Genomic DNA, 16,061 nt, shown 5'->3' with positions numbered 1-16,061 from the left:
TTACTCTCCCCCTGTAGCTAGTGCCATAATAGATTCTTGTGATGCCGCATCTTTCTCTAAAATGCCGCCGACTTTTCCTTCATGAATGACAAGAACGCGATCACTCATTCCTAAAACTTCTGGAAGCTCAGATGATACCATAATAACGGCATCTCCTTGCTCGGTAAGCTTATTCATAATAGAGTAAATTTCTTTTTTCGCTCCAACATCTACACCCCTTGTTGGCTCATCTAAAATGAGTAGCTGCGGGTGGATACCTAACCATTTTGCAATAACAACCTTTTGCTGATTCCCACCAGAAAGAGATTTCACTGCTTGCTCTCCACTAGATGCTTTCACATTAAGTAGCTTCATCATATCCGCTGTAAACTGTTGTTCTAGTTCGTTACTAACGACACTTCCCTTTGATAGACTTTCTAAATTCGGTAAAGCTAAATTTTCTCGAATTGAGAAATCTAACACTAATCCTTCAGATTTTCTATCCTCTGTAATGAAAGCTATTCTTTGTCTAATCGCATCTATCGGACTATCAATCTTTACTTCTTGTCCATTTATGAAAATTTGGCCAGAATCTAAAGGTTCGTATCCAAATATCGCTTTCATAATATCTGTACGTCCAGCTCCCATCAAACCAGCAACACCAAGGATTTCACCTTTTCTCACCTGAAACGATACATTTTCAAACTTCCCTTTTTTCGTTCCATTACGCATCTCAAAAATAACATCCCCAATTTGACTATCTCGTTCTGGGTAACGTTCACCAATACTGCGCCCCACCATCATACTCACTACTTCATCAAACGATGTTTCCGGAATGGATCTCTTTCCAACGTATTCCCCATCACGTAAAATCGTAATGGTATCACATATTGAAAAAATCTCTTCCATTCGATGTGAGATATAAACGAACGAAACGCCTTCTTTACGTAATTTATTAATAACAGTAAACAACGTTTCAATTTCACGATCTGTTAATGCAGCTGTAGGTTCATCCATAATAATAACGCTCGCGTTTGTCATTAACGCTTTCGCAATTTCGATAATTTGCTGTTGTCCAACCGATAACTCTCCTGCCAGCATAGCGCCTTTTACATGTAAGCCTAACTCCGCTAGTTGCTGCTGCGCAATCGCGTTCATTTGACGCGTACGCAAAATACCTGTCTTCCCATACATTAACTCTTTACCGAGAAACATATTTTCAGCCACTGTTAAGTTCGATAATATGTTCAATTCTTGATGTATAAATGCAATACCGTACTCTTCTGCTTCTTTCGCATTTTTAAAAGTTCGTTCTTGACCATCAATCGTGATTGTTCCACCATCTCTCTTATATACACCTGTTAAAATTTTCATGAGCGTTGATTTACCCGCTCCATTTTCCCCCATCAATGCATGAACTTCTCCTGTTTCAATCATAAACTGTGCATTCTTCAAAACAGGATTGCCATTGAACGCCTTTGAAATATTTTTCATTTCAATACGCATTCCCATCACTTCCCTTTTATTAAAAAATTACGCCTGCATGTAAAATTACATTGGCATAAGGAGTAGCCTCTCCTGTACGAATAATCGCCTTCGCTTTCTTCGTATGCTCTTTAAATTGTTCATGAGATACATATTCAAACACTGGCTCTATTAATTTCAACTCAATCTCTTTATTTACTTCCGCATTATTATTAATGACCTCTTCTGCTAACGTCACTTTTTCAATTGCCATATCATCAGCTACCACTTGCAATACATCTAAAAAGCTAGGTTTTCCAATCTCAACAGCTAAATCAATTCGTTTTACTCCGTCAGGAATCGGTAACCCGCAGTCTGCGATTACAATCGTATCTGTATGCCCAAGTGAAGCAAGGACTGATGCGATCTCACTATTTAATACACCGTGCTTTTTCATCCAACAATCACCTGCACTTCACGCACTTTATCTCTCGTTGGCATACCGCCTTGCGCCCCAAGCTTCGTTACAGAAAGACCACCAGCAATATTTGCAAACCGAATTGCTTTTTGAAGTGTTTCTCCTTCAGAAAGAGCAACTGCTAATGCACCATTAAATGTATCACCAGCTCCAGTCGTATCTACTACATCAACAGCGATGCTAGGAACATGTACAATCTCCGTACCATTATGGAAACGTACACCGCTAGAACCTTCTGTCATCAATAGTTTGTTTGGATATTTAGCCAGTAGCTCTTCAATTGGTGATGTGAAATCATCTAATACGATGCGGCACTCATGTTCATTTGGTGTAATATAAGTTGCCTTTTCTAAAATATCTTCTGATAACACTTGTGCTGGCGCTGGATTTAACATAACTGGAATATTATGCTCCTCACAAATAGCCAATACATATTTTACTGTTTCAAGCGGAATCTCTAGTTGAAGAACAACCATATCTGCTTTTATAAGAAGATCTTTTGATTGATCTACAACCGGCTCGTTTACAAGTGCATTTGCCCCTTGCACGACAACAATACTGTTATCCTCTTCTGCTAAAACGATATGAGCAATTCCTGTCGCCGCATCTGTAACCGGTACCACATAGTCGATAAAAACGCGTTCGTTCTCTAAATTTTTTCTCACTACAGTTCCATAATTATCATTTCCTACCGCTCCCACCATCGCTACATTTGCACCTAATCTCGCTGCAGCAACCGCTTGGTTAGCTCCTTTTCCTCCTGGAATTGTATGAAATGCTTCACCAATTACTGTTTCTCCTGCTTTCGGACGTTTTTTTGAAACGGCTACTAAGTCCATTGAAATACTACCTACTACTGCAATATTTGGCATCTGTTTTATCTCCTTACTTCGTTGTATTTCGTTCTATAATTTCAATCGGTAAACGATAGTGTTTCTCTTCTAATATGTTTCCCTCCATCTGCTCTAACAGCAGTTCTGTTGCAATTTTCCCCATCTCATAAATTGGCTGTGCAACAGTTGTAATAGATGGATACATCATCTCTGTTAAAGAAATTCCATCGAATCCAATAATTTGTAAATCATTCGGAATAGAAATTCCCTTTTGAAGTGCAGCCTTTACAATACCTATTGCAATTAAATCATTTCCAGCAACAATTCCATCTATATGTGGATACTCTTCTAATAATTCCACCGCTACACGCTCACTATTAGCTGGATCAAATGTACTCTCTGCAATCATATAAGAAAGATTATTTTGCGTAATAACGTCTACAAAGCCTTCAAAACGTTCATTAGCGGTGCTTACGTCACGCGGTCCGCGGATATGCGCAATATGTTTACAGCCTTTATCTATTAATAACTTTGTCGCTGCCTGACTTCCCGCATAGTTATCTGCATACACAGCAGGTATACGCTCATTAAACATACGGTCAATTGCAACGACTGGTACTGACAAATTCATGTAATTAACACTATTTTGTGGATTTGTTGCTACAATAAATCCGTCCACATTATTTTGCCTAAGTACATCAATATATTGCTTTTCTTTCTCTAAATTTTCATCAGAGTTACAAAGTACAACTGTATATCCCTGCTTATGAGCTACATCTTCTACGGCACGTGCAACTTCTGGAAAGAATGGATTCACGATATTTGGAACAACCAAGCCAATTAAACGAGATTTCTTATTATATAGTGAACGTGCTACTGTACTAGGTTTATAATCTAACATCTCAATCGCTCGTTCTACTTTCTTTAATGTATCTTTATGAACATATCCATTTTTATTTAACACTCTGGAAACGGTCGCAACAGATACTCCCGCTAATTTTGCAACGTCTTTAATCGTACTCATTCTTTTCCCTCTCCATTTCATGTAACCGTTTACAGAAAATAATATAACGTATTTCTAGAAATACGTCAATCATTTCTCACGAAAAAGCTTTTAAGGTTATACTCAAAAAAAGCACCGCCATAAGGCGATGCTTTTTCATTACGAATAGGATACAGTTTGTTCTTTTTCCTCTGTAGCTGGCTCTTCAGCGTCTTTTTTACGATCTGACAGTTTAATCTTCTGTAAGAAAATCGTAAAGATAGCGCCTACTACGATAAATACTAATCCTGTTAAGAATACAGTATGAAGTGAGTCTACTAAAGAGTTTTTCAAAATTGGTACAATGCTGTTAGCAAACGCTTCTGGCATTTGTTTTAATGCCTCTGGACTAAATAGCATCGAATATAAACCTTGTGGATCTGTATGAATCATATCTTTAAATTTCGTTACCATTTGTCCCGCTTCTTTCGGGAACGTATCTAATACAGGTACTAAATTCTTTGTTAATGTTGTACCTGAAGTGTTATTCATAATTGATCCTAAAATTGTAATACCAAATGTTCCACCAATTTGACGGAAGAACTGACTTGATGATGTTACGACACCAAGGTCTTTTTTCGGGAAGCTTTCTTGTAACGCTAATGTTAATGTTGGCATTACAAGACCCATGCCTAAACCGATAACCATCATATAAGACGTTGCAGTTAATTTAGTTGTATGCATATCCATCGTTGTTAATAACCAGAAGCCTCCAGCCATTATAAGCATTCCTGTAATAATTTGTGGTTTTACACCAACTTTTAATACAAGTTGCCCACCGATAATACTCATCACAATCATTGTAATCATCATCGGCGTCATAATTGTTCCTGACTCAGCAGCACTTACTCCTACAATTCCTTGCATAAAGAATGGTACGAACATAATCGCACCGAACATTCCAATACTCATAAAGAATCCAATCGCATTTAATAATGTAAATGTACGATTTTTAAAGAAATGCATCGGTAAAATCGGTTCTTCTGCTTTCGTTTCAACGATAACAAAGCTAACGATACCAATTAAAGCTAATGCAAATAACCCGATAATTTGCCATGAATCCCATGGGTAATCTTTTCCGCCAAATGTTAAGGCAAGTAATAAACTTACAACACCGAGAATCATCGTGAAAATTCCAGCGATATCAATTTTAATTGGTCCTGTTTGTTTATGTGATTTTAATCCCATTGCAATAAAGATTGTTGCTAAAATACCAACTGGTAAGTTAATGTAGAATACCCATCTCCAGTTCACTGCATCTACAATCCAACCACCAACTTGTGGACCAATTACAGAAGCAAGACCGTATAACGCACCAAAAATACCTTGCCATTTTGCACGTTCTTTTCCCGTGAACATATCTCCGATAATAATCATAGCCATTGGCATCATAATACCGCCACCAAGACCTTGAATACCACGGAAAATAATTAATTCTGTCATACCATTTGCCATACCGCATAACGCCGAACCAACCATAAAGATAACTAGCCCTGTTATATATACGTTACGACGACCAAGTAAATCCGCTAATTTACCTGCAATTGGTACAACTGTTGTTGATGTTAACATATAAGCTGTTGTTAACCACGTCATCAAGCTTAATCCGCCTAGTTCACCGACGATACGCGGCATTGCTGTACCAACGATTGTTCCATCTAATGCAGCAAATAGCATCGCAATTATTAAACCGATTAACAACAACTTTCTATTTATATTTTCTTGTTGCTCCATGTAATCTCCTCAATTCCTCTTAGTTATTCTCTTTTTTCTCTTGTGTCCCGCAAATAATTGTTTCTAGTTTCTCAAAGAGGCGTAACAAATCTTCTCTTTCTTGTAACTCTAAATGTGAGAAATATTTTGCAATGTGCTCATTACGGGCAGTCATTGCCTCTTCTACCCTAGCTTTACCCTTTTTTGTTAACTCAATGACGACAACACGACGGTCATCTTTGTCGTGATAGCGCTCGACAAGCTCTTGATCAATTAAGCGATCAATCATCACTGTAATTGCACTAGGCTTTACATACATCTTTTTTGCTAATTTTGTCGCTCTTGAAGCTCCATAATGATCTAAAATCTTTAAAATATAAAACTGTGGTGGTGTAAGTCCTGTTGCTTGCATTTGTTCTAATAACTCCGTCTGCATTTTCTTTCCAATCGAAAAGGCAAGAGCTTGAATTTTATCGATATGCGTCATATCATTTGGCATGTTATCCACCTCTTATTTAAACAATAAAATATTTAACGTATTTAAATATTAATCCCACGAACAAAATCCGTCAACACTTTTTATTTATAAAAACGTTTACAATTTTGTCACAAAGTTGTATAATTTTCGACGAAGTTAATATTGACAGTCACGGAGAATCGGAGTACACGGCTATGAATCATAAAAAAGGAAACTTTTTTATATTTCATGGCCTTTTTATATTCTCTTTGCCTTACAACACTTCGAATTAATTAGGGGAGGATTTTCATTTTATGTTTTTCACACAATTCTTTAAACCTGCGCCCCACGCGGAACGCTTACCAGCTGATCGCGTCGATAGCGAATACCGTAAATTACGTTTACAAGTATTCTTAGGTATCTTCATCGGTTATGCGGGTTATTACTTTGTTCGAAAAAACTTTTCACTTGCAATGCCATACTTGATCGAACAAGGATTTAGTAAAGGGGAACTTGGGGTTATCCTTTCAGCAGTTTCTATCGCTTACGGATTAAGTAAATTTCTTATGGGTATCGTATCCGATCGTTGTAATCCTCGCTACTTTTTAGCAGCTGGGCTATTTTTATCAGGTATCATTAATATTATTTTCGGCTCATTTTCTTTCATTACAACGAGCATTATACTTATGTTTGTACTTCAGTTTTTAAACGGATGGGTACAAGGTATGGGATGGCCTCCTTGTGGGCGTACAATGGTTCACTGGTTCTCTATTAGTGAACGTGGTACAAAAATGTCTATTTGGAACGTCGCTCATAATGTCGGCGGCGCACTTATGCCTTCTCTTGTAACATTAGGCCTATATTTCTTTGCAAATGACTGGAAGAGTATTTTTTACTTCCCAGGTATTCTTTCAATTTTAGTTGGTATTTATGTATTAATTACAATGAGAGATACACCTCAATCTTGCGGATTACCTTCTATTGAAGAACATACTGGAGAATATCCACCAGATGAGAAAGTACAAGATCGCGAACGCGAACTTTCGGTAAAAGAAATTTTATTTAAATACGTATTAAACAATAAATTTTTATGGTACATCGCTATTGCGAACGTTTTTGTTTATTTCGTACGTTACGGTGTTGTAGACTGGGCTCCTACTTATTTAGTAGAAGAAAAAAGCTTTACTCATAGTAGCTCACGTACAGCTTACGCTCTATATGAATGGGCTGGTATTCCAGGTACACTTCTTTGTGGCTGGATGAGTGATAAACTATTTAAAGGACGCCGCGCACCTGCCGGTATTTTATTTATGGTTGGTGTATTTATCGCCGTTCTTGTTTATTGGCTAAACCCTCCTGGGAATCCAATGGTTGATAGTATCGCACTTGTCGCGATTGGATTTTTAATTTACGGACCTGTTATGTTAATTGGTCTACATGCCCTTGACCTAGCGCCAAAGAAAGCTGCTGGAACTGCAGCGGGCTTAACTGGCTTCTTCGGTTACTTAGGCGGAGCTGCTTTCGCTAGTGCCGCTATGGGCTTTATCGTCGATGCATTTGGATGGGATGGCGGATTCATCTTATTACTTGCATCTTGTGTACTTGCAATGTTTTTCCTTGCTCTTACTTTAAAGACAGGATCTGTAAAACAAAAACAAGCTTAAGTACTAATATTATTCTTATCAAAAAAAGAGAGACTGTTCTTTCCAGAACACCTCTCTTTTTTCTACATATAATACTCTTTTCTTACAAAAGATTTATTTCCCTCTCACATATATGTTAGCGTTCCCAAAACACTTCAACTACTACTACAACTGTATTTAATTTTTATATAAAAAGATTTTTGAATATTTTCTCAACTTTTTCTTGTCAAACATTGTCAATTTATATTAAAATAACAACAACATACAAAATATTTAGTCTTTTCAGAAAAGATGGAGGGATAGCCATGAAGAATCCACTTCTTCGCATTGAAAACTTACAGACTTCCTTTCGTATACAAGATCAATATCATGCCGCAGTTGATGATGTTTCGTTAACTGTCCATGAAAATGAAATTGTCGCGATAGTCGGTGAATCAGGTTGCGGAAAAAGTGCACTTGCCCTTTCCATTATGCGACTGCACAATGAAGCAAATACAAAATTACAAGGGCAGCTTTACTATAGAGATAAGGACTTGCTCAGCATGTCAACCGCTGAAATAAACAAAGTACGCGGTTCAAATATCGGAATGATTTTCCAAGAGCCTCTTACAGCTTTAGATCCTCTTATGACAGTTGGAAAACAAATAGAAGAAAACTTAGACTACCACACAAATCTTTCGAAATTAGAAAAGAAAGAACGCACCTTAGAACTACTTCATCAAGTTGGTATTCCAAAACCAGAACTTACATATAAACAATACCCACACGAATTATCTGGCGGAATGAGACAAAGAATTGTTATCGCAATTGCAATTGCTTGCAAGCCTGGACTCATCATTGCAGATGAGCCGACAACCGCTCTAGATGTAACAATTCAAGCGCAAATTTTAGATTTATTACGTTCCATTCAAGAACAAACGAAAATGGGCATCATCTTAATTACTCATGATTTAAGTGTTGTTGCTGAAACAGCTGATCGCATCATCGTTATGTATGCAGGACAAATTGTGGAAACAGGAACTGTTGAAGAGATATTTAATAATCCTCTTCATCCATATACTCGTTCCCTATTAAACTCAATCCCATCTGCATATGCTGAAAAAGAAAAATTGCATGTAATTCAAGGGGTTGTACCAACATTAGCTAAACTTCCTCGCACAGGTTGCCGTTTCCAAGCACGAATTCCATGGATTAGACCTGATCAACACGAGGAAAATCCAGTTTTACATGAAGTAAAACCAAACCATTGGGTGCGTTGTACTTGCTACAAGCATTTCAACTTCCAAGATAAGAAAGGAGATGACGTAACTCATGGCACTGCTTAAAGTAGAAGATTTAAAAGTACATTTTCCAATTAAAGGCGGTATTTTCGGTCGTACATTAGACTACGTTCGTGCTGTTGATGGCGTAAGCTTCGAATTACAAGCTGGCGAAACATATGGCATCGTTGGAGAATCTGGAAGCGGCAAATCAACAACTGGAAAAGCAATTATGCACTTAACGAAAGCGACGGGCGGTAGTATTCATTTTAATAATAGAGATTTAACAAAGTTAAGTCGCTCAGAACTAAGAGAACAACGAAAAGATATTCAAATGATTTTCCAAGATCCTTATTCATCCTTAAACCCAAAGAAACGTGTTATGGATATTATCGCGGAACCACTTCGGAATTTTGAGAAACTCTCACCCGACGAAGAACGTAGAGCTGTTCAAGATTATCTTGATAAAGTCGGCTTAAATCCGGAGTCTATTTATAAATATCCACATGAATTTTCCGGTGGGCAAAGACAGCGGATTGGTATTGCACGCGCTCTTACATTAAAGCCAAAACTTATTATCGCTGATGAACCTGTATCAGCACTGGATGTTTCTGTACAAGCCCAAGTTTTAAACTTCTTACAAGATTTACAATCTGAACTCGGACTAACATACTTATTTATCAGTCATGATTTAGGTGTAATTCGCCATATGTGTGACCGTATTGGTGTTATGTATCGCGGACGCATTGTGGAAGAAGCAACTAGTGCTGAAATTTATAACAATCCACAGCACATCTATACGAAGCGCCTAATATCAGCTATTCCTGATATTCGTCCAGAACACCGTGAACAACAACGTAAATTGCGTCGTGAAGTAAGCGCTGAGTACGAAAAATCATATGAAAATTATTTCAATGAAAATGGACGTGCTTACGATTTAAAACCAATCTCGCCAACTCACCGGGTGGCATTACCATAAGGGAGTGATAAAACATGTGGAAATTTATATTACGCCGGATTTTAGTTATGATACCACAATTATTCATATTAAGCGTACTCGTCTTTACACTTGCTAAAGCAATGCCAGGTGATGCATTAAGTGGCGCTGAACTAGCAAACCCAAAAGCCGATCCAAAAGTAATTGAAGAACAACGTGAGAAACTTGGGTTAAATGATCCTATTCCCACACAATATGTAAGGTGGATTTCAAATGCCATACAAGGGGATTTCGGTATTTCTTACGCACATAAAATACAAGTAACAGATATTATTGGGGAACGCCTTGGTAATACAGTGTTGTTAGCTCTTTTAATTCTTATTCTTACTTATTTAATCGCCATTCCACTTGGCGTTATAAGTGGACGTTGGAATGATACGTGGGCTGATCGATTCATTACACTCTATAACTTTTTAGGATTTGGTACACCCCTATTTATTTTTGGATTAGTAATGTTATTCTTATTCGGCTTTTTATACCCAATCTTCCCTACAAGTGGTAGCGTTGATCCACAAGTGGCAGCTGGATCATTTGATTACTATTTAAGTAAATTAAATCATATGATTTTACCAGCTTTATCTGGAGCATTAATTGGCACAGTAGGAACTGTACAATATTTACGAAGTGAAATTATTGATACGAAACATAAAGATTTTGTACGCACAGTAAAAGCAAAAGGTGTACCAGAATCTAAAGTATATTCCAGACATATTTTACGAAATTCATTTTTACCAATTGCAGCATTTTTAGGATATGAAATTACAGGTTTAGTTGGTGGCTCTATTATTCTAGAAAATATTTTCGGCTACCCAGGAATTGGACAACTATTTTTCCAATCTATCACTCAACGTGATTTCAGTGTCGTAACTGCTCTTGTATTATTTACTGGATTCGCAACGCTACTCGGGACTCTTCTTTCCGATATTATTCTAAGCATCGTTGATCCACGTATTCGTATTGATTAATGGAGGTGAAGAAACGTTATGTTAGCAAATCCTGAAAAACAAACTGAAGTCATTCATTACGAAAAGAGCCCTTCTGGTTTCTCCATTATGTGGCGAGAATTTCGTAAAGATAAACTAGCAATGTTTTCCCTATTCTTTTTAGCTTTAATATTAATAGCCGTTTATACAACTTCATTTATTATGAAACAAGAAGATATCGTTCGAGTCGATTTGTTCGCCATTTATGATCCTCCTTCAGCTGAACATTGGCTAGGAACTGATTATGGTGGCCGTGATATTTTCGGACAATTAATTATTGGTACACGTAATTCCTTTACAGTTGGTTTAGCCATCACTCTTTTATCAACTCTTATCGGTCTTACGATGGGACTAATTGCTGGCTATTTTGGAGGAGTTGTTGATAACATCATCATGCGTTTTATCGACTTTATGATGATTTTACCATTCTTAATGATTGTTATCGTATTTATCTCACTCGTTCCAACTTTCAATATTACTACATTTATTCTCATAATGACCGCTTTCTTATGGGTCGGAAAAGCAAGGCTTATACGCTCTAAAGTATTAACTGAGAAAGAACTTGATTACGTATCTGCATCCAAAACGTTAGGAACACCAAATTGGAAGATTATCTTTCAGCAAATATTACCTAATTTAAGTTCTATTATTATCGTAAATATTACATTAAATCTTGCTGGTAACATCGGGATTGAATCTAGTTTGACTTACTTAGGATTCGGTCTACCAGAAAGTACACCGAGTCTTGGTACACTTGTAAGTTATGCAACAAACCCAGATGTATTGCAAGAAAAATGGTGGATTTGGTTACCCGCATCAATCATGATTTTAGTGTTGATGCTGTGTATAAATTTTATTGGTCAAGCGTTAAAGCGTGCGGCTGATGCGAGACAAAGAAAAGGATAAGGGGTGGAGAAGTTATGAACAAACCAAAACTGTACAAAGTATTAAGTACACTTGCTGCTTCAACATTATTACTATCTGCATGTGGGGGTGCTGATAGCGGTAGCAAAAAGGCAAACACGAAAAAAGTAGAAACAAATAAATTTAGTGCTGCTGTAAAAAATGATGGCAAAGAGATTAAAGACGGATCATTAACATATGGACTCGTTTCAAATTCACCTTTTGCTGGTGTTTTAAGTAGAGTACTATATGAAGTTGCTCCAGATTCAGAAATTATGGATTTCTTTGATGAACAATTATTAGCTACAGATAAAAACTGGGAAATTACAAATGACGGTGCTGCAACGTATACAATTTCTGAAGATAAAAAAACAATTACAATTAAGATTAAAGATAATGTAAAATGGCACGACGGTAATCCTGTAACAGCTGAGGATTTGGAATACTCTTACTTAATTATTGGTAATAGTAAATATACAGGTATCCGTTACGATACACAAATGCAAATGATTGAAGGGATGGAAGAATATCATACTGGAAAAGCTGACAAAATTTCTGGTATTAAAGTAGTCGATCCAAAAACAATTTCTATTACTTATAAAGAAGTAAACCCTTCACTGAAAACTGGTATTTGGACATATCCTACACCTAAAAAATATTTAGGCGACGTACCAATTGAAAAACTAGCTGAATCTGATAAGATTCGTCAAAATCCAATTGGATTCGGACCATTTAAAGTGAAGAAAATCGTTCCTGGTGAATCAGTTGAGTATGAGCGCTTCGATGACTATTGGGCTGGTAAACCAAAGTTAAAAAATGTAACATTAAAAGTTGTAAATCCATCTATTGTTAGTGCATCTCTGAAAAAAGGTGATATTGATATTGCAGCAATTACTGCTGATCAATATCCGAACGTAAATAAATTAAAAAACACACAACTAATTGGTAAAACTGACCTTGCTTACACTTATATCGGCTTTAAGTTCGGACATATGGACAAAGCAAAGAACGAAGCTGTAATGGATAAAGATAAATTCAAAGACGTTCGTTTACGTCAAGCGATGGCACATGCAATTGATAGAGAAAAATTAGCAGAGAAAGTATATCACGGACTTCGCGTTCCAGCTAACTCTCCAATTCCACCATCTATGCCAAAGTATCATAATAACGATGTTGGGGCATATAACTTAGATGTAGATAAAGCGAAAAAACTATTAGATGAAGCTGGCTATAAAGATAAAAATGGTGACGGATTCCGTGAAGATCCAAAAGGTAATGAATTTAAAATTAACTTCCTAGCTAGTAACGGTAGCGAAACAAGTGAACCACTGGCTAAATTCTATATTCAATCTTGGAAAGATATCGGCTTAAAAGTAGAACTTGTTGACGGACGATTACATGAATTTAATGCTATGCGTGACATGATTAAAAAAGATGAGCCAAAGGTTGATATTTTCTCTGGTGCTTGGAACACTGGTTCTGATCCGGACCTTTCTGGTCTATGGGGTAAAAATGCTGGATTCAACTATCAACGCTGGGTAAATGATGAAAATACTAAATTATTAGACGCTGGCTTATCAGAAAAAGCTACTGATGAAAAATATCGTAAAGAAGTATACGATAAATGGCAAAAATTAATTCATGACGAGGCACCGATGATTCCAATTCATTACACATTCGATTTAACAGGTGTTAATAAGCGCGTAAAAGGTTTCAATGTCAACACTGAAGTGAACCAAATTACTTCACATTGGAAAGACGTTACTGTAACAAGTGAGAAGCCAGAAGTAGAAAAATAATCATAAAAATAGCTCTTAGCATTTACTTACTACTGCTAAGAGCTATTTTTTATTTACAATCCTTCTCTTACTAATTATAACAACCAATTCCTTCCCGACTCTAATATTAAAAGATTTGATGAATCATCTTTATTACAACAGCTAACGTAACGGATGCAGCAAATCCCCCTAAACAAATAAGACCGACACCTTGGCTATATGATAAATTTTGAAATACTTTCATCCTTTTCATCCTCCCTCTCTCCCCTTCGATATGTTTATTTTACCAATGGAATAATTTTCATAACATCGATTTCACTAACAACAAACTTACAAATTTGTAAGTTAACAATTTCTCTTTAAACTTATATATCTAGTATGTCCATCCCCTCCTCCTTTATACGTCAAAAAAGACCTCGCATTATATCAAGGTCTTGCTTATACTACAGAATATCTCACTCAATTTATTTAATAATCATCACCGGGCATTTTACTCGTTTTGCTATTTTATGACTGACACTACCAAGCACCATCTCTTGCAGTGTATTTAAACCTCTACTTCCAGCTATAACAAGATCTATATCCCCTGTATTTACATATTGAACGATTGTATCTCCAGGATCACCATGTAATATCGTAATTGTATAAGGAATGTTCTCTTTCTTTAATAAACCTTCAATCTCTTTTAATTTATCTTTTCGGCTAGCCGATATTGTTTCTAAATCTGTTTGGCCTTGTATAATATCTGATTTTGCTGTTCTATTATCTACTACGTACACAACTTCAACATTTGTTTCTTCACTACATTTCGCAATATATGTTGCATGTTCCGCTGCTCGAAGTGCATGTTCAGAGCCGTCACATGCTAATATAATTTGTTTGTACATATGCTGAATCCCCTTTTCGTTATCCTACTCGTATTATATAATAAAGCCCCCTAAAAAGGAGGCTTCTAACTAGCAATTCTTTTATTATAAGTAGCTAAATTTGAAATAATCTTCGAGCTTCGTTCATTTAATCCCGTTATACTTACTTTCACGCCACTTTGTTCATACTTCATGATAACTTTATCAATTGCTGCTACCGCTGAATCATCCCATACGTGTGCGTGAGTAAAATTCAACTCAATTTCTTTTACATCTTCCTCAAATGAAAAGTGATTTATAAAGTCCGCTGTAGATGCAAAGAAAAGTTGACCATGAATTTCGTATATTTTCTTATTTTCAATATATAAATGTTTCACGTGAATCTTTGCCATATTGAATGCAAATAAAACCGCACTAATTACTGTTCCGATAATTACACCTAATGCTAAATTATGTGTAATTAAGACAATCACAACTGTTACGACCATAACAAATGCATTCCCTTTTGGTACTTTATGAATCGTTGTTACAGATTTCCAATCAAATGTTCCGATTGAAACCATAATCATAACTGCAACTAAAGCTGCCATCGGAATATGCACGACATAGTCACCTAAAACGAATAGTAATACGATTAAAAATCCGCCCGCTACAAATGTTGATAAACGACCGCGTCCACCTGATTTAATATTAATAACAGATTGTCCAATCATTGCACATCCTGCCATTCCTCCGAAGAAACCAGCAACAATGTTTGCAATACCTTGCCCACGTGCTTCTTTATGTTTATTACTTTCCGTATGCGTCATATCATCTAAAACTGAAGCTGTTAATAAAGACTCTAGTAAACCGATAATTGCAAGCATAACTGCGTACGGTAAAATAATCCCTAATGTCTCAAGTGTAAAAGGCACGTCAGGCATGCTAAAGAACGGTAATTCTTTCGGCAAGCTTCCCATATCCCCTACTGTTTTTAACTGTAATCCGCTCATAGTTGCAATGCCTGTCACAATAATAATGGAAATCAGTGTAGACGGTACAGCAGTCGTAATACGTGGAAATACATATATAATTACAAGTCCTAATGCGACAAGTGCATACATTTGCCAAGTTGCATTTTTAAAATGCGGCAGTTGCGCTGTAAAAACTAAAATTCCAAGTGAATTTAAAAAACCACTCATAACAGATTTAGGTATAAACTTCATAAATGAGCTCAGTTTGAACACGCCAAAAATGATTTGGACAATACCGGTTAATATTGTTGTAGCAAATAAATATTGCAAACCATGATCCTTCACGAGCGTCACCATTAACAATGCCATCGCACCTGTTGCAGCTGAAATCATCCCAGTTCTTCCGCCAACAAATGAAATGGTAACTGCAATACAAAAGGCTGCATATAGTCCAACAGTCGGATCCACACCTGCAATAACTGAGAAAGCGATCGCTTCAGGAATTAACGCTAAAGCAACGACAATTCCTGATAGCACATCTCCTTTCACGTTGAAGAACCAGTCATTTTTTATCGTTTGAAACAAAATACCACTCCTCTACTCTTTTATCCCGCTATTTGCCAGGCAGTAAGACCCCCACCTCAAAATTCAGCGAAAGCAAAGAAGTTAGGTGGGGATCAACTGCCCATAAAAGCCCGATTGGTTCAACTAAT

The 16,061-nt window shown here is 36.7% G+C and carries 15 protein-coding genes; 6 read left to right on the top strand and 9 right to left on the bottom strand.

The window, feature by feature from the left end:
* The 6 genes from rbsA to COL05_RS14580 form a co-directional block, all read right to left on the bottom strand.
* Complete coding sequence (gene rbsA, locus COL05_RS14605) at nt 1–1,485, bottom strand: ribose ABC transporter ATP-binding protein RbsA (RefSeq protein ID WP_098669179.1); 1,485 nt, start codon at nt 1,483–1,485, stop codon at nt 1–3.
* A gap of 19 nt (nt 1,486–1,504) precedes the next feature.
* The gene (gene rbsD / locus COL05_RS14600; protein WP_098669138.1) at nt 1,505–1,900 is read right to left on the bottom strand and encodes a D-ribose pyranase; all 396 of its coding nucleotides are present in this window, start codon (nt 1,898–1,900) and stop codon (nt 1,505–1,507) included.
* The gene (gene rbsK / locus COL05_RS14595; protein WP_098669137.1) at nt 1,897–2,793 is read right to left on the bottom strand and encodes a ribokinase; all 897 of its coding nucleotides are present in this window, start codon (nt 2,791–2,793) and stop codon (nt 1,897–1,899) included. Before rbsK ends, rbsD begins: the two co-directional genes overlap by 4 nt.
* A 13-nt stretch (nt 2,794–2,806) precedes the next feature.
* Entirely contained in the window at nt 2,807–3,778 is a 972-nt protein-coding gene (gene rbsR, locus COL05_RS14590) for a ribose operon transcriptional repressor RbsR (protein WP_098669136.1), read from the bottom strand.
* Between the two features lie 138 nt (nt 3,779–3,916).
* The gene (locus COL05_RS14585) at nt 3,917–5,530 is read right to left on the bottom strand and encodes an MDR family MFS transporter (RefSeq protein WP_098669135.1); all 1,614 of its coding nucleotides are present in this window, start codon (nt 5,528–5,530) and stop codon (nt 3,917–3,919) included.
* 19 nt (nt 5,531–5,549) lie between these two features.
* Entirely contained in the window at nt 5,550–6,008 is a 459-nt protein-coding gene (locus tag COL05_RS14580; protein ID WP_016089296.1) for a MarR family winged helix-turn-helix transcriptional regulator, read from the bottom strand.
* A 272-nt stretch (nt 6,009–6,280) separates the two neighbouring features.
* On the opposite strand from COL05_RS14580, the gene glpT reads away from it, so the two are divergent.
* From glpT to opp4A, 6 genes are all read left to right on the top strand, one after another.
* Nucleotides 6,281–7,630, top strand: coding sequence for a glycerol-3-phosphate transporter (gene glpT, locus COL05_RS14575; protein ID WP_000466369.1), 1,350 nt, complete (start codon nt 6,281–6,283; stop codon nt 7,628–7,630).
* A gap of 284 nt (nt 7,631–7,914) precedes the next feature.
* Nucleotides 7,915–8,934 (top strand): ABC transporter ATP-binding protein, encoded by a 1,020-nt coding sequence (locus COL05_RS14570; protein ID WP_098669134.1) that lies wholly within the window; start codon nt 7,915–7,917, stop codon nt 8,932–8,934.
* Nucleotides 8,921–9,847: an ABC transporter ATP-binding protein gene (locus COL05_RS14565; protein WP_098669133.1), complete on the top strand. Its 927-nt coding sequence runs from the start codon at nt 8,921–8,923 to the stop codon at nt 9,845–9,847. The genes COL05_RS14570 and COL05_RS14565 overlap by 14 nt, the downstream gene beginning before the upstream one ends.
* Nucleotides 9,848–9,861: 14 nt before the next feature.
* Nucleotides 9,862–10,830 (top strand): oligopeptide ABC transporter permease, encoded by a 969-nt coding sequence (opp4B, locus tag COL05_RS14560; RefSeq protein WP_098669132.1) that lies wholly within the window; start codon nt 9,862–9,864, stop codon nt 10,828–10,830.
* Nucleotides 10,831–10,848: 18 nt separating this feature from the next.
* Nucleotides 10,849–11,754, top strand: a complete 906-nt coding sequence (locus tag COL05_RS14555) for an ABC transporter permease (protein ID WP_000880733.1) — start codon at nt 10,849–10,851, stop codon at nt 11,752–11,754.
* Between the two features lie 14 nt (nt 11,755–11,768).
* Entirely contained in the window at nt 11,769–13,550 is a 1,782-nt protein-coding gene (gene opp4A / locus COL05_RS14550; protein ID WP_098669131.1) for an oligopeptide ABC transporter substrate-binding protein, read from the top strand.
* 106 nt (nt 13,551–13,656) lie between these two features.
* On the opposite strand, the gene COL05_RS14545 is transcribed toward opp4A, so the two are convergent.
* From COL05_RS14545 to COL05_RS14535, 3 genes are all read right to left on the bottom strand, one after another.
* Nucleotides 13,657–13,782 (bottom strand): DUF4027 family protein, encoded by a 126-nt coding sequence (locus COL05_RS14545; protein WP_098669130.1) that lies wholly within the window; start codon nt 13,780–13,782, stop codon nt 13,657–13,659.
* Nucleotides 13,783–13,993: 211 nt separating this feature from the next.
* The gene (locus COL05_RS14540) at nt 13,994–14,416 is read right to left on the bottom strand and encodes a universal stress protein (RefSeq protein WP_000277995.1); all 423 of its coding nucleotides are present in this window, start codon (nt 14,414–14,416) and stop codon (nt 13,994–13,996) included.
* 65 nt (nt 14,417–14,481) lie between these two features.
* Nucleotides 14,482–15,933 carry a SulP family inorganic anion transporter gene (locus tag COL05_RS14535; RefSeq protein WP_098669129.1) on the bottom strand — a complete coding sequence of 484 codons (1,452 nt, stop codon included), beginning with the start codon at nt 15,931–15,933 and terminating at the stop codon, nt 14,482–14,484.
* Nucleotides 15,934–16,061 lie beyond the last annotated feature (128 nt).

The organism is Bacillus sp. AFS059628, assembly GCF_002571225.1.
Classification (GTDB): Bacteria; Bacillota; Bacilli; order Bacillales; family Bacillaceae_G; genus Bacillus_A.
The sequence above is the reverse complement of the archived record's forward strand: the minus strand, read 5'-3'. Positions and strand labels throughout refer to the sequence as shown.

Coding starts and splice junctions, on each gene's coding strand:
- rbsA (WP_098669179.1), bottom strand. CDS start 1,485: ATGCGTATTGAAATGAAAAATATTTCAAAGGCGTTCAATGGCAATCCT.
- rbsD (WP_098669138.1), bottom strand. CDS start 1,900: ATGAAAAAGCACGGTGTATTAAATAGTGAGATCGCATCAGTCCTTGCT.
- rbsK (WP_098669137.1), bottom strand. CDS start 2,793: ATGCCAAATATTGCAGTAGTAGGTAGTATTTCAATGGACTTAGTAGCC.
- rbsR (WP_098669136.1), bottom strand. CDS start 3,778: ATGAGTACGATTAAAGACGTTGCAAAATTAGCGGGAGTATCTGTTGCG.
- COL05_RS14585 (WP_098669135.1), bottom strand. CDS start 5,530: ATGGAGCAACAAGAAAATATAAATAGAAAGTTGTTGTTAATCGGTTTA.
- COL05_RS14580 (WP_016089296.1), bottom strand. CDS start 6,008: ATGCCAAATGATATGACGCATATCGATAAAATTCAAGCTCTTGCCTTT.
- glpT (WP_000466369.1), top strand. CDS start 6,281: ATGTTTTTCACACAATTCTTTAAACCTGCGCCCCACGCGGAACGCTTA.
- COL05_RS14570 (WP_098669134.1), top strand. CDS start 7,915: ATGAAGAATCCACTTCTTCGCATTGAAAACTTACAGACTTCCTTTCGT.
- COL05_RS14565 (WP_098669133.1), top strand. CDS start 8,921: ATGGCACTGCTTAAAGTAGAAGATTTAAAAGTACATTTTCCAATTAAA.
- opp4B (WP_098669132.1), top strand. CDS start 9,862: ATGTGGAAATTTATATTACGCCGGATTTTAGTTATGATACCACAATTA.
- COL05_RS14555 (WP_000880733.1), top strand. CDS start 10,849: ATGTTAGCAAATCCTGAAAAACAAACTGAAGTCATTCATTACGAAAAG.
- opp4A (WP_098669131.1), top strand. CDS start 11,769: ATGAACAAACCAAAACTGTACAAAGTATTAAGTACACTTGCTGCTTCA.
- COL05_RS14545 (WP_098669130.1), bottom strand. CDS start 13,782: ATGAAAAGGATGAAAGTATTTCAAAATTTATCATATAGCCAAGGTGTC.
- COL05_RS14540 (WP_000277995.1), bottom strand. CDS start 14,416: ATGTACAAACAAATTATATTAGCATGTGACGGCTCTGAACATGCACTT.